Below are 13,950 nucleotides of genomic sequence, written 5' to 3'. Positions count from 1 at the left end.
GCGGATGTGGTCAGCCAGGATGCGGAGCCGACGCCCTTCGTCGATCCTGTCGATGCGGCGCTGAACGCCCCGATCGACGAAGCCGCCCCCTTCGCGCCGCCAGCCGATCGCGCGCCCTTCGCCCCGCCGTCGAACATGGTTCCGCGCGAGGAAGACGATGCCGAAGTGGCGGACTGGGACGCGGAGTCCTGGACCGCGCCGGACTCTGAGCCCGCGCCGGAGCCAACGCCAGTCGCGGACGGCAAGTGGAACATGGACGCGGAGATCGCCGACATGCAGACATCGCTCGACCATTTTGCCGAGGACGTGCTGGACGAAGACGATGCGCCATCGCCGGTTGCGGCGACAGACGAGCCGGCGGAGAGCATGAGCGACCTGCGCCGCGACATGCAGGATGAAATCGCCGCATTGCGCGCGGAAATCGCGTCGCTGCGCGCCGTCCAGTCGCACGCGCCCTTCACGCCGCCGCAAACCATCGATCCCGATGCGCTGAAGGATTGCTTCACCCTGATCGAGGAGCGCCTGGCGTCGCTCGAATTCCGGGCGGAGGAGCATGACGTCGCGCTGCGCCGCGTGCTGACGATGCTGGTCGAATGGGTCGAGCGGGAAGACCGGATGGACGGGGTCGCGCGGGACGCGGCCGTCGCCTGATCCGCGCCGCGCCATTTGGATAGGAACGTCATGCGCAACGCCCTTTCGGTCGATGTCGAGGACTGGTTCCAGGTCGGCGCGTTCGAACGCACGATCGACCGCGCCGACTGGGACAGCCTTGCCCATCGCGTCGAGCGCAACACCGACGCGGTGCTGGACCTGTTTGCGCAAGCGGGCGTCAGCGCGACCTTCTTCACCCTGGGCTGGGTCGCGGAACGCTATCCCGCTCTGATGCGGCGGATCGTCGATGCGGGGCATGAGGTCGCCAGCCATGGCTATGACCATGCGCGCGTCTTCACCTTCACGCCCGATCAGTTTCGCGCCGATCTGCGCAAGGCGCGCGGGTTGCTGGAGGATGCGAGCGGGCAGGCGGTGACAGGCTATCGCGCGCCCAGCTTCTCTATCGATCCGCGCACACCTTGGGCACATACGATCCTGGCGGAAGAAGGCTATCGCTATTCCTCCAGCGTCGCGCCGATCCGGCATGACCATTATGGCTGGCCCGATTCGCCGCGTTTCGCTTGGAAGCCGGTCAGGGATGCGGAACTGGTCGAACTGCCGGTGACGACCGCCAAATGGGGCAAGCGCACGCTTGCGGCCGGGGGCGGGGGCTTTTTCCGTCTGCTGCCCTATGGCTTTTCGCGCTGGGCGATCCGGCAGGTCAATGAACAGGCGGGGCGGCCCGCGATCATCTATTTCCATCCGTGGGAGATCGACCCCGGCCAGCCGCGCGTGGCGGGTGCGCCGCTGCGGTCGCGCCTGCGCCATTATAGCAACCTGTCGGTTATGGCGGACAAGTTGCGCCGCCTGACACGCGACTTCGCCTGGACCCGCGTGGATGCGCTGGCCGATGAAGAGGCGGCGCGCGCAGCATGATCCAGGGATCAGCCGCCGGACTGTGCGTCACCACACTCGACCTGCGCGATCCCGCGCAGGCGCGCGGGGTGGACGACTATGTTCTCGCCCACGCAGCATCGACGCCCTTTCACCGCCCGGCCTGGCTGCGCGCGATCGAGGAAGCGACGGGCAACCGCGCGCTGATGCTGGCGGCGGTGGGGCCATCGGGACGGATCAGCGGGCTGTTGCCGCTGCATCATATGAAAAGCGCCTTGTTCGGGCAGGCATTGGTGTCGAGCGGCTTTGCCGTCGATGGCGGGATATTGGCCGATGACGCGCGGGCCGTCGCCATGCTGGCGCAGGCGGCGCGCGACCTGTCTCGCGACCGTGGCGGCATAGCCATCGAACTGCGCGGCGGCCCTGCGCCCGGCGGCGACTGGCAGACGCGCGAGGGGCAGCATCTGGGCTTTTCCCGTCCGCTGGCTTCCGATGAGGAGGCCGAACTGCTCGCCATCCCGCGCAAGCACCGCGCCGAATTGCGCAAGGCGCTCGCCAATTCCGCGCTGCGCTTCGAAGTCGGGCGCGAGCGGCAGCATCTGCGCGACCATTATCACGTCTATGCGACGAGCGTACGCAACCTTGGCACGCCTGTCTTTCCTGCTCGCCTGTTCCGCGCGGTGCTGGAGCATTTCGGCGAGGATGCCGACATCGCGATCGTGCGCGACGGGGATCGCGCAGTCTCCGCAGTACTGACTCTCTACCATAATGGCCGGGCGATGCCCTTCTGGGGCGGCGGCATTGGCGACGCGCGGCGGCTGCGGTCCAACGAGCTTCTCTATTTCCGCCTGATGGGCCATGCGCGCGCGCGCGGCATGGAGATATTCGACTTTGGTCGGTCGAAGGTCGGCAGCGGGCAGGCAGCTTGGAAGAAGAGCTTTGGCTTCGAACCCGTCCCGCTCGCTTATCATGGCTGGTCGCCGCAAGGCGCGGCACGCGACATTGACCCTAACAGCGCCAAATATCAGCGGCGCATCGACCTGTGGAAGACATTGCCGCTGCCCGTCGCCAACCTGATCGGCCCGTTGATCGCGCGGGGTCTGGGATGACCGGCGACATTCTGTTCCTGTGCCACCGCGTTCCCTTTCCGCCCGATCGCGGCGACAAGATCCGCTCCTGCCATATGCTGAAGCGCCTGGCGCAGGTCGCGCCGGTGCATGTCGGCTGCTTTGCCGATGATGATCGCGACATGGGCTTTGCCGCCGATCTGGCGCAGGTCGCCGCCAGCCAGTGCGTGTTGCGGCGTGATCGATCGAAACTGGTTGCGGGCCTCACCGGCCTTGCCAAGCGCCAGTCGATGCTGGTGTCGCTGTTCGATCATCCCGGCCTGCATCATTGGGTGCGGCAGACGCTTGACGAGCGACCGATCCGCGCGGTCTTCGCCTATTCCGCGCAAATGGCGCATTTCGTGCCGCCGCTGGTGCCGGGCGTCCGCTTCATGATGGACTTCGTCGATTTCGATTCGGCCAAATATGCCGCCTATGGCCGGCAGGGCAGCGGCCCCATGGCCTGGGTCAATCGTCGCGAAGGGCGGTTGCTGTTCGATTTCGAACGCCGGGTCGCCGCGCGCGCCGACCTCTCCAGTTTCGTGAGCGAAGCGGAAGCCGCGCTGTTCCGCAATGCCACCGGCCTTGGCCCGGACCGCGTCGTTGCCGTCGAGAATGGCGTCGCGCTCGACTATTTCGACCCCGCCGCAGCGCTCGATCCGGTCGACCGCGGCCAAGGCCCGCTGCTCGTCTTCACCGGACAGATGGACTATCGCCCCAATGTGGAGGCGGTGGAGAGTTTCGCCCGCGACGTACTGCCGAGGGTTCAGGCGGTCCATCCCGCCGCCCGTTTCGCTATCGTCGGTCGCAATCCCGCGCCGCAGGTGGAGGCGCTGTCGCATCTGTCCGGCGTCGTCGTGACAGGCGGCGTGCCCGATGTGCGCGGCTGGCTTGCCGCCGCCGACGTGGTCGTGGCGCCGCTGCGGATCGCGCGCGGTATCCAGAACAAGGTGCTGGAAGCCATGGCGATGGCGCGTCCCGTCGTCGCGTCTCCGCAGGCGGCCGAGGGCATCGATGCCAGCCATGGCGATGATCTGCTGGTCGCTGCCGATCCCGCCGGAGAAGGGCAGGCCGTGCTTGACCTGCTTGCCGATCCCGCCCGCGCGCAGGCGATAGGCCGCGCCGCGCGCGCCCGCATGGAGCAGCGCTATCGCTGGAGCGCGACACTGGCCGACTTGCCGGCCATGCTCTGCGGTGACATGCAGCCCGCATGACGAACACCGCGACGATGCAGGAGCCGACCACCGCGTCCGTGATTAGCGAATGGCGCGCGCATCTGTCTGCGCTTGGCCTGACAGCGGTGGCGATCCTGGCGCTGTTCCATCGCGACGTCATCGACATGGTGTCGATCTGGTGGAACGCGTCGACCTTTGGCCATTGCCTGTTCGTCCCCCTGCTGATCGGCTGGCTGGTGCAGCAGCGGCTGCCCGGCCTGCGCCAGTTGCAGCCGGTCGCCTGGCCGCCGGGATTGCTGTGGCTCGGCGCGGGTGCCTTTGTCTGGCTGCTCGGCGCGGCGGCGGGCGTTGCGCTGTTCCGCCATGGCGCGCTGGTGCTGATGGTGCAGGGCACGACGATCGCGCTACTGGGACCGGCGGTGGCGCGCGCGTTGCTCTTCCCGCTATTCTACGCCTTCTTCATGGTGCCCTTTGGCGAGGAACTGGTCCCGCCGCTGCAATTGCTGACCGCGCGCCTGTCGATGCTGCTGCTCGACCTTACCGGGGTGCCCGCGCATCTGGAGGGCATCTTCATCACCACGCCGACCGGCTATTTTGAGGTGGCCGAAGCCTGTTCGGGCGCGAAATTCCTGATCGCCATGGCGGCCTATGGCGTGTTGGTGTGCAATGTCTGTTTTCGCAGTTGGCGCCGGCGCATCCTGTTCCTCATCGGCGCGCTCGGCCTGTCGATCCTGGCCAATGGCGTGCGCGCCTATGCCACGATCCTGGTCGCGCACATGACCACCGTCGATGCGGCGGTGGGTTTCGATCATGTCGTCTATGGCTGGGTCTTCTTCGCCATCATCATGATCATCGTCATGGCCGCCGCCTGGCCCTTTTTCGATCGCAAGCCCGGCGATCCCTGGTTTGATCCGCGCGCGTTGCAATCCATGACCGTGCGGGGCCGGCCACTGTCCTTCGTCGCGGGCGGCGCGCTGGCGCTGATCGTGGCCGCGCCGCTCTGGCTCGCCGCGACCGCCGCGACCGCCGAGCCGCTGCCGCCGACGCTGACCCTGCCCACCATATCCGGCTGGACCCGCACCGACGCGCCCCAGGCCTATCCCTGGCGGCCGCGCTTTGACGGCGCGGATCATTTCGTCACCGCCCGCTATCGCAATGCGCGCGGTCAGGTGGTGGACATCGCCATCGCCACCTATGCGCGACAGGCGGAAGGGCGCGAACTGGTCGGCTTCGCGCAGGGCGCGGCCGATCCCGACAGCGAATGGGTCTGGTCCTCGCCCGCACGCGCGCCGACCGGCGCGCTGGGCGAACAGATCACTGCGCCCGGCCCGGTCGTGCGCCATGTCGTGAGCGCCTATGCCGTGGGGGGAGGCGCGCCGACCGGCAGCAAGCCTGCCGTCAAGCTCGCGACGCTCAAGGCCCGGCTGCTGGGCGGGGACCAGCGCGCCGTCGCTATCCTTGTGTCGGCCGAACAGACCGAAGCGCAGGATGCCGACGCCGCCGTCACCGCCTTCCTCAGCAATCTGGGCGACATGCGGCTTTTGGCTGACCGCGCCATCGGTATCCGCTAGAGCCTGATCCCATGTGCGGCATAGCGGGCATCTTCCATCTCGAAACGGCCAAGCCCGTCGATCCCGCCCGCGTCCGCGCGATGCTGGACGCGATGCCCCATCGCGGCCCGGACGGAAGCGGCATCTGGACCGCGCCGGGCGTCGGCCTGGGCCATCTGCGCCTGTCGATCATCGACCTGGCCGGCGGCGCGCAGCCGATGCTGACCGAGGATGAAAGCCTCGCCGTCGTCTTCAACGGCGAAATCTATAATTTTGCCGAGGTCCGCGCCGAACTGGAGGCCAAGGGCCATGTCTTTCGCACCTCCAGCGACACCGAAGTCATCCTGCACGGCTACCGGCAATGGGGCGAGGACTGCGTGCATCGCTTCAACGGCATGTTCGCCTTCGCCCTGTTCGACGCGCGGGCGCAATCGCTCTGGCTGGCGCGCGACCGGCTGGGGGTGAAGCCGCTTCACTATGCGCTGTTGTCGGACGGCAGCCTGATCTTCGGATCGGAATTGAAAAGCCTGCTCGCCCACCCGCTGCTGCGCCGCGCGCCGGACCTGTCGGCGGTCGAGGATTATATGGCCTATGGCTATATTCCCGACGACGCCTGCCTGGTTGCGGGCGTGCGCAAGCTGGGCGCGGGCGAAACGCTGCGGCTGGTGCGGGGCCGCCCACTGCCGCAGCCACAGCGTTACTGGGACGTCAGCTTTGCCGACCGCAGCAAGGCGAAGCCCGAGGCGCTGGAGGAGGAACTGGTCGCGCTGATGCGGCAGGCGGTGCGGTCGCGCATGGTCGCCGACGTGCCGCTGGGCGCGTTCCTGTCGGGCGGGGTCGACAGCAGCAGCGTCGTCGCGCTGATGGCCGAAGCCTCGCAACGCGCGGTCCAGACCTGCACCATCGGCTTCGATGTCGCGAGCCTGGACGAAACCGCCTATGCCGACCGGGTGGCCCGGCGCTTTGCCACCGATCACCGCACGCGCATCGTATCACCCGATGATTATGGGTTGATCGACACGCTGGCCCATCATTTTGACGAGCCGTTCGCCGACGCTTCGGCTCTGCCCACTTATCGGGTGTGCGAACTGGCGCGCGAGCAGGTGACGGTGGCGCTGTCTGGCGATGGCGCGGACGAAGCCTTTGCGGGCTATCGCCGCCATCGCTTCCAGATGCAGGGGGAAAGGCTGCGCGGTCTCATTCCCGCATCGGTGCGCCAGCCATTGTTCGGAACGCTGGGCCGCTATTATCCCAAGGCCGACTGGGCGCCACGCGTCCTGCGCGCCAAATCGACCTTCCTGGAACTGGCGGGGGAGGGGGGCGAAGCCTATGCCGCCTCGGTCGGCGTCACGCCCCGCGCTCTGCGCCAGCGCCTGTTCAGCCAGGAGATGAAAGGCCGGCTGGGCGGCTATCGCGCCGAGGACCGCTATATCAGGGCAATGGCGAACGCGCCCGCACGCGATCCGCTCGATCGCGCCCAATATGCCGATATTCGCATCTGGCTGCCCGGCGACATTTTGACCAAGACCGACCGCATGAGCATGGCCGTCAGCCTGGAGGCGCGCGAACCTTTGCTGGACTATCGCCTGGTCGAATTTGCCGCGCGCCTGCCGGTGGCCCAGCGCATTCGCGGCAACAGCGGCAAGGTGCTGATGAAGAAGGCGATGGAGCCGTTCCTGCCGCAGGACATACTCTACCGCCAGAAAATGGGCTTCGTCACCCCGATCAGCGCTTGGTTCCGCGGCGCGCTGGCGGGCGAAGCGAGCGCGATCGCCGGCGGCTCCGCTCTGACGAAGACCGGCTGGTTCGACGCCCGGATGCTGGCGAAGGTCGCCACGGACCACAAGGCGGGCGTGGCGGACCATGGGCGGCTGCTGTGGCAATTGCTGATGCTCGACAAGGCGCTGGGGCGGTTGTTTGGGTAGTTTCGAAAAGCGCGACTCTCTCCGTTCGTCCTGAGTAGCCATTGAGCCTGGCGAAATGGCGTATCGAAGGATTATGCTTCGATACGGGTCTTCGACTTCGCTCAGCCCCTACTCAGCACGAACGGATTTATCTCAGTCTACGGTCGTCCAAGTCGAGAAGCGCCGTCTTCATAGCTCCCCCCTTGCCACCGCCTGCCCACAATGCCAACGCATGCAGCCGATGATGATGCACGGTAGCAGCATGACAGTTTCCAAGGAAATGGTGCGGTTGCGCCTCTATGCGCTGTGTCTGGCGGGGGACATGGCGGGGCTATTCTGCGCCTTCCTGGCCGCAAACTGGTTCGTGCTGGGCGCGCTATGGGGCGAGCCGGGCAAGCCGCACGGCATCGTCATGTTCGCCATGGTGGCGCCGCTTTATGCGCTGCTGGCGGTGCAAGGCGGGGCCTATGGCATCAACACGATCGACCATCTGCGGCGCGGGATCGTGCGGGCGCTGTGGGCGCTGGCGCAGGCGGCGCTGCTGATGCTGTTGATCGTCTATCTGGGCAAGATTGCCGAGCAATTGTCGCGCCTGACCTTTGTCACGGGGCTGGGGCTGGGCGCGGCGGCGCTGGCGCTGGTGCGGGTGGCGGTGGCGCGGCTGGCGGTCAGCCTGCTGGGCGGCGTGCCGCATCTGACCGCCGTCATCCTGGACGGGGTGACGATCGCGACCGGCTTTCACGCCAGCATCATCGACGCCGATGCCGCCAATCTCCACCCCGAACGGCATGACGCCGACATGGCCGCCCGGCTGGCCGGCGCGGTGGGCATGGCGGAACGGGTCATCGTCGCCTGCCCGATGGAGCGCATGGATGACTGGTCGGCGGCGCTCAAATCCTTGTCCGCGCGCGGCGAAATCGTCGTGCCCGAATTGCTGCGCTTCGCCCCTGCGCGCGTCGACCAGTTCGATGGCCAGCCCACGATCATCGTCGCGGGCGGGCCGCTCCAGTTTCGCGATCGCCTGGTCAAGCGCCTGTTCGACCTGATCGTTGCCGGCACGGCCACGATCCTGCTGTCGCCAGTCCTGATCGGCGCGGCGCTCGCGGTGCGTCTGACCAGTCCCGGCCCGGCGCTGTTTCGCCAGCCGCGCATCGGCAAGGATGCGCGCTCCTTTTCCATCTACAAATTTCGCTCGATGCGGACCGATGCGAGCGATCATCAGGCCGCGACATTGACCCGGCGCGACGATGATCGCGTGACCCGTGTCGGCGCTTTCCTGCGGCGCACCAGCATCGATGAATTACCGCAGCTTTTCAATGTGCTGAAAGGCGACATGAGCATCGTTGGCCCACGTCCCCATGCCGCCGCGGCCAAGGCGGGCAACAGCCTTTATTGGGAAGTCGACCCGCGTTACTGGGCGCGCCATTGCATCAAGCCGGGGATGACCGGCCTAGCCCAGGTGCGCGGCCATCGCGGCTCGACCGACCATCATCAGGACCTGATCGACCGGCTTCAGTCGGACCTGGAATATGTCAGCGACTGGTCGATCTGGCGCGACATGCGCATCATCGTCGCGACGCTGGGCGTGCTCGTCCATCACAAGGCCTATTAATAATGGCGGCGATCGACCTGATTTTGCTGGTGATACTGGCGCTGTGCCTGATCGCCGTCGCTTGGCCGTTTCTCTGTTACCCGCTGGTCCTGCGCGCGCTGCCGACCCGGCCGGAGCATCCGGTCGCAGTGCCGGCCCCCAGCGCCTCACTGCTGTTCTGCGCCTATAATGAAGCCGCGGCGATGCCGGACAAGCTCGCCAATCTGGCGATGCTGCGCCAGCGCCACCCCGATCTTGAGTGCCTCGCCTTCGATGATGGGTCGAGCGACGGCACCGGCGACCTGATCGCGGCGGCTGGCCCTGTCACCCTGCTGCGCGGCCCCGGCCGCAGCGGCAAGGCGCATGGCATGAAGCAGCTTGCCGCCCGCGCGCGCGGCGATGTGCTGATCTTCACCGATGCCAATGTGCTGCTGGACCCCGACGCCATCGACCGGCTGCTCGCCCGCTATGCCGATCCCGACATTGGCGGCGTGCTGGGATCGCTCCACTATGTCGGCGCCGACGAAAGCGCCACCGCTTCGGTCGGGTCGCTTTACTGGCGGCTGGAGGAACGGTTGAAGGACGAGGAATCGCGCACCGGCAACGTGCTGGGCGCGGATGGCTCCATCTTTTCGATCCGCCGCAGCCTTTATCCCGACTTTCCCGACAGCGTGCTCGACGACCTTACCGTGTCGATGGCGGTTGTGTTCGCGGGCCGGCGGCTCATCAAGGCGAAGGATGTCATCGCCCGCGAACGGCTGGTGACGGCGCGTGGCGACGAATATCGGCGCAAGGTCCGCATCGCCGCGCGCGCCTGGCACACGCACCGCTATCTGCGCCCGCAATTGCGCCGCCTGGCCGCGATCGACCGCTTCAAATATGCCTCGCGCAAGATCGTCCGCTGGTTCGGCGGAGCGTTCATCTTGATCGGGGCGCTCGCCGCCGCAATCCTTGCGTGGCGCGTCTCTCCTCTGCTGTTCGCCCTCGGCATGGCTGCTGTCGCCGTCGCCGTCATGACGGGCCTTCGCGCGCGGCGCGGCCCGCTGGCGGCGTTGGTCGACATGCTGATCGCCTATGCCGCGACGTTGCAGGGCGTGACAAAGGCGATGCGCGGGCGCACCGTCACCATCTGGAACCCGGCGCAATCGCGCTGACCCTCTCGCTTCTGCGCGGCGATATAGTATAGGCGCTCGCCTGACCCCATGCGGAGATTGACGTGATTACTGTTCAGCGGGTGGCCAAGGCCGCCGGCAAGCATTTGACCCGGACCGCGCTGAAACTGCGCCAGTCGCTGGGCGCGCGCGCGTCGCGCGGCTGCCCGGCTTGTGGCAGGACTGTGGTGGGCTTCTTCCGCTATGGCGACAATCCCGAATGGGGTTGCCCGGCCTGCGGCGCATCCCCGCGCGAGCGGCTGATGAACTGGCTGATCGGGGAAGGGCGGCTGACCGTGCCGGTCGAGGGCTCGGTGCTGCACATGGCGCCTAATGAGGGCAGCCTGGTCCGCCGCTTTTCCACTGCCGCCGACTATGTCCCCGCCGATCTCGACCCCGCGCGCTACACGGTGCCGGCCATGCGGCGCGTCGACCTGATGGAACTGGCCGACGTCGATCGCTACGACCTCTTCTACGCCAGCCATGTGATGGAGCATGTGCCCGACGACATGGCGGTGCTGCACAATATCTTGCGCGCGTTGAAACCGGGCGGCGAAGCCTGGCTGATCGTACCATTATGGGACAAGCCGACAGAGGATGGCAGCTTCGCCATGCCCCCGCGCGAGCGGGAGCGGCGCTTTGGCCAGTGGGACCATGTCCGCCAATATGGCCCCGATTTCGCCGACCGCATCCGCGCGGCGGGTTTCGATCTGGAAGAGATTGACGCCAACTCGATCGACCCCGATCTGCGCCATTTCTACGCGCTCGACGACCGGCTGTTTCGGGCGCGCAAGCCGCGATGAGCCGCCTTGCCCGGCTGGAGGGCAGTGCCCGTGTCCTGGCCCTGGTGAAACTCGCCAATGTCGGGCTGGTGCTGGTCTGGGGCTTTGCCGTCACCTTCGTATTCGTGCGCGTGCTGCCCATCGCGGAATTTCAGGCCTTCCTGCTGCTGGTCGCGTTCGGCAACTTCACCATTTCGGCGGAGTTCGGCCTCACCAGCATCATTTACGCCCGGTTGCGGCGGCACTGGCTGGGGCGCGGCGAGGAGGCGGACGATGGCGGCTTCCGGCTGGAGGAAATGGGCGTGCTGTTCCTGTTCCTGGTGCTGCTGGTGGCGGGCGGCACGCTGATCTTGCTGGTCGCGCTCGCCATGAACTGGCTGGCGACGGCTATGCCCTTGCTGTTCCTGCTCTTCTTTCTATCCGCCTGCCTCAACCTTCCGGCTTTGCTGGCGAAGCGCGCGCTGGCGGCGGTCGATGGCAACTTTCTGTGGGAGGCGCTTGATTGCGCGCGCCGGGTGCTCACCATCATGCTGCTGCTGGCGATCCTTGCGGGCCTCGACCCCCGTTTGTCAGTGGCGCTGCAACTGGTTGCCAGCGCCGTCATGATCGGCATCGCCATCGGCCATGTCCACCGGCGGCTGGGAATGCGCGCCCATCACTGGCTGTCGGTGCGCGTCGGCGGCGGCCATGTCCGCCGCCACTATCTGCGCGACATTGGCGCGTCGGCGGCATTCACCCTGTCGGACATCATCGCCTATAACGCGCCCTATTTCACCATCGCGGCGGCGACGTCGGACGCGCGGCCGATGTTGGTGTTCGATTTCTTCTTCAAGATGGCGCGCGCCCTGTCGATGCTGGTCCGCGCCCTGGTGGAGGCGGCGCTGCCGCGCATCACCCGCGCCTATCATGCCGGCGACCGGCCGCGGCTGCGGCAATTGCTGGGCCGGGCGCTGGGTGCTGCAATGCTGTTCGCGCTGGCGCTGGCGGCGGTCCTGTGGGGGGCGGGCGACAGGCTGTTCATGATCCTGTTCGATGGCCAGGCCAGCATCGACCGGGCGGACATCGGCCTTATCCTGCTGGCGCTCGCCGCGCTGACGGTCATCAGCGTGTCGGTCTATGTCCAGGCGGCGCTCGGCCGGTTCGCGCATCTTCTCGCCCGGTCGCTGCCCTTTCTTGTCGGTTCGCTGGTCAGCGCGCCGCTGGCGCTGCTGGTCTTCCCCCGCCGCTTCGACCTTGGTTTCCTGACGCTTTACGCGCTCACACTCCTTGCGGTGGCGGCGCTGCATCTTCTCTCGCTCCGAAAGCTGGCGCGCGCATGAAAGTCGCGATGCTTGATCCGTCGCTTTTCACCGGGCGCTATGACGACAGCCTGTGCGCGGCGCTGGCCGGGGAGGGGGCGCAGGTGACGCTGCTCGGCCGCCCGATGCGCGCGACCGATGCCATCGAACCGCAGGGCTATCGCTATCGCCCCCATTTCTTTCGCCGCAGCGAGGCGCTGCGCGATCGGCTGGGCGAAGGGCGCGCCTTTCGTCTGGCGAAGGCGGCGGAATATGGGCTGGCCTGCGCGCTGGGGGATATGCGCCCGCTGACGCAAGCCGATGTCGTCCATGTCCAATGGCTGCCGCTCGCGCCCGCAGACCGGCTGATGTTGCAGCGGCTGGCGGGCCGCGTGGCGCTGGTCCACACCGTCCACAATGCCGACGCCTATCATGCCGATGCCGGGGTTCAGGGACGCGGCTATCGCGCGCTGCTCGACCGGTTCGCCGCGCTGATCGTGCATGGGGAAACGACCCGCGCCGCGCTAATGGCGCAGGGCATCGACCCGGCCGGCATCCATGTGACACCGCACCCGCCCATGCGCCTCGCGCCAGCCACGCTGGCCGACCTGGCCGCCGTGCCGCCCCCGCTGCTGCCGCGTCTGCTCTTTTTCGGCACCATCCGCCCCTATAAGGGCGTGGACGTGCTGATCGACGCCTGCCTTTCCCTCTGGCGCGCGGGTCGTCGCTTCGAACTGGTGATCGCGGGCAAACCCTTCATCGACATGGCGCCGATGATCGACGCCGTGACGCGCGCCGGTTTCGCCGACCGGCTGATCACGGACTTCGGCTTCCTGACCGAAGCCCGGCTCGACGCGCATATGGCGCGCGCGGACATGATCGTCTTTCCCTATCGCCATATCGATTCGAGCGGCGCATTTCTTTCCGCGCTTCACCATGGCAAGGCGATGGTGACGTCGGACGCGGGCATGTTCGGCCAGTTGCCGGAGGGCGTAGCCACCCGCGTCCCGGCGGGGGATGCGCAGGCCTTGGGCCGGGCGCTCTTGCCCCTGATCGAAAGCGCCGCCATGACGCGGGAGCAGGGTGCCCGTGCGCGCGCCTATGGAGAAACTATGGGGTCCTGGCGGGAAATGGCGGCAACGACGATCGGCATCTATCGGCGCGTGCTGGAGCAGCGGACGTGAACCGCTATCGCCGCGAATTGGGCGATCGGCTGCTGGCGATGCGGCTGGCGGCGGCGGGCCGCGTCCACCAATATCCGGAGGTGCAGGCGATGCGCCGGTTCCTCACCAGCTTCGCCGTCGATTGCCTGTTCGATGTCGGAGCCAATCGCGGCCAATATGCGACGATGGCGCGCCGGGATGCGGGTTATAGGGGCCTCATCCTCTCCTTCGAGCCCAATCCCGATATTTTCGCGCTGCTGGAAAAGCGCGCCGCCGCCGATCCGCGCTGGTGTGTGTTCAACATGGCGCTGTCCGATTTCGACGGCACGGCCAGCTTCAACATCATGGCGGCAGACCAGTTCAGTTCGCTCAAAAAGCCGTCCGGCGCGCAGGACGCCATCTTTGCCGATCGCAACAAGGTGACGAAGACGGTCGAGATGCAATGCCGCCGGCTCGATACGCTGTTGCCCGACCTGATGGCGCAGCACGGCTTTGCCCGGCCATTCCTGAAGATGGACACGCAGGGCCATGACCTGTCGGTGTGCGAAGGGGCGGGGGATCAGATCGGCAGGATGCTGGGCGTCCAGACCGAACTGGGCGTGCGCCCCATCTATGACGGCGGAACCGGCTATCGCGCGATGATCGACTGGCTGGAGGCGCGCGATTTCGTGCCGTCCGCCTTCTTCGCAAATAACAAGGGACATTTCCCGCTGCTCGTCGAAATGGACGGCATTTTCGTCAACCGGACGCTGGTGCGCGACTGACG

At 67.0% G+C, this 13,950-nt stretch carries 11 protein-coding genes; all 11 read left to right on the top strand.

Going from position 1 to position 13,950, the window contains the following annotated elements; genetic code table 11:
• The first annotated feature begins 681 nt into the window (after positions 1–681).
• Positions 682–1,527 carry an XrtA system polysaccharide deacetylase gene (locus RLDS_RS33865; protein WP_021224875.1) on the top strand — a complete coding sequence of 282 codons (846 nt, stop codon included), beginning with the start codon at positions 682–684 and terminating at the stop codon, positions 1,525–1,527.
• Entirely contained in the window at positions 1,524–2,594 is a 1,071-nt protein-coding gene (locus RLDS_RS33860; RefSeq protein ID WP_021224874.1) for a FemAB family XrtA/PEP-CTERM system-associated protein, read from the top strand. The genes RLDS_RS33865 and RLDS_RS33860 overlap by 4 nt, the downstream gene beginning before the upstream one ends.
• On the top strand, positions 2,591–3,805 hold the full coding sequence (locus tag RLDS_RS33855) for a TIGR03087 family PEP-CTERM/XrtA system glycosyltransferase (RefSeq protein ID WP_021224873.1): 1,215 nt from the start codon (positions 2,591–2,593) through the stop codon (positions 3,803–3,805). Before RLDS_RS33860 ends, RLDS_RS33855 begins: the two co-directional genes overlap by 4 nt.
• Entirely contained in the window at positions 3,802–5,337 is a 1,536-nt protein-coding gene (gene xrtA, locus RLDS_RS33850) for an exosortase A (RefSeq protein WP_021224872.1), read from the top strand. The genes RLDS_RS33855 and xrtA overlap by 4 nt, the downstream gene beginning before the upstream one ends.
• Positions 5,338–5,348: 11 nt before the next feature.
• A complete protein-coding gene (locus RLDS_RS33845) occupies positions 5,349–7,241 on the top strand; it encodes an XrtA/PEP-CTERM system amidotransferase (protein WP_021224871.1) in 1,893 nt (630 codons plus the stop codon).
• Between the two features lie 241 nt (positions 7,242–7,482).
• Positions 7,483–8,832, top strand: a complete 1,350-nt coding sequence (locus tag RLDS_RS33840; protein ID WP_031297533.1) for an exopolysaccharide biosynthesis polyprenyl glycosylphosphotransferase — start codon at positions 7,483–7,485, stop codon at positions 8,830–8,832.
• A 2-nt stretch (positions 8,833–8,834) separates the two neighbouring features.
• On the top strand, positions 8,835–9,965 hold the full coding sequence (locus tag RLDS_RS33835) for a glycosyltransferase family 2 protein (RefSeq protein WP_021224869.1): 1,131 nt from the start codon (positions 8,835–8,837) through the stop codon (positions 9,963–9,965).
• Positions 9,966–10,027: 62 nt separating this feature from the next.
• Complete coding sequence (locus RLDS_RS33830; protein ID WP_031297531.1) at positions 10,028–10,765, top strand: class I SAM-dependent methyltransferase; 738 nt, start codon at positions 10,028–10,030, stop codon at positions 10,763–10,765.
• A complete protein-coding gene (locus RLDS_RS33825; protein ID WP_021224867.1) occupies positions 10,762–12,063 on the top strand; it encodes a hypothetical protein in 1,302 nt (433 codons plus the stop codon). Before RLDS_RS33830 ends, RLDS_RS33825 begins: the two co-directional genes overlap by 4 nt.
• Positions 12,060–13,205, top strand: a complete 1,146-nt coding sequence (locus tag RLDS_RS33820; RefSeq protein ID WP_021224866.1) for a glycosyltransferase family 4 protein — start codon at positions 12,060–12,062, stop codon at positions 13,203–13,205. Before RLDS_RS33825 ends, RLDS_RS33820 begins: the two co-directional genes overlap by 4 nt.
• Positions 13,202–13,948, top strand: coding sequence for an FkbM family methyltransferase (locus tag RLDS_RS33815; protein WP_021224865.1), 747 nt, complete (start codon positions 13,202–13,204; stop codon positions 13,946–13,948). Before RLDS_RS33820 ends, RLDS_RS33815 begins: the two co-directional genes overlap by 4 nt.
• Positions 13,949–13,950 lie beyond the last annotated feature (2 nt).

Source organism: Sphingobium lactosutens DS20 (assembly GCF_000445105.1).
In the GTDB taxonomy this organism is placed as follows: domain Bacteria; phylum Pseudomonadota; class Alphaproteobacteria; order Sphingomonadales; family Sphingomonadaceae; genus Sphingobium; species Sphingobium lactosutens.
Note: the sequence above shows the minus strand (reverse complement) of the source record. Positions and strands in the feature narration are given on the sequence as shown.

Excerpts from the sequence above, each read along its gene's own strand:
- RLDS_RS33865 (WP_021224875.1), top strand. The coding sequence starts at position 682 with ATGCGCAACGCCCTTTCGGTCGATGTCGAGGACTGGTTCCAGGTCGGC.
- RLDS_RS33860 (WP_021224874.1), top strand. The coding sequence starts at position 1,524 with ATGATCCAGGGATCAGCCGCCGGACTGTGCGTCACCACACTCGACCTG.
- RLDS_RS33855 (WP_021224873.1), top strand. The coding sequence starts at position 2,591 with ATGACCGGCGACATTCTGTTCCTGTGCCACCGCGTTCCCTTTCCGCCC.
- xrtA (WP_021224872.1), top strand. The coding sequence starts at position 3,802 with ATGACGAACACCGCGACGATGCAGGAGCCGACCACCGCGTCCGTGATT.
- RLDS_RS33845 (WP_021224871.1), top strand. The coding sequence starts at position 5,349 with ATGTGCGGCATAGCGGGCATCTTCCATCTCGAAACGGCCAAGCCCGTC.
- RLDS_RS33840 (WP_031297533.1), top strand. The coding sequence starts at position 7,483 with ATGACAGTTTCCAAGGAAATGGTGCGGTTGCGCCTCTATGCGCTGTGT.
- RLDS_RS33835 (WP_021224869.1), top strand. The coding sequence starts at position 8,835 with ATGGCGGCGATCGACCTGATTTTGCTGGTGATACTGGCGCTGTGCCTG.
- RLDS_RS33825 (WP_021224867.1), top strand. The coding sequence starts at position 10,762 with ATGAGCCGCCTTGCCCGGCTGGAGGGCAGTGCCCGTGTCCTGGCCCTG.
- RLDS_RS33820 (WP_021224866.1), top strand. The coding sequence starts at position 12,060 with ATGAAAGTCGCGATGCTTGATCCGTCGCTTTTCACCGGGCGCTATGAC.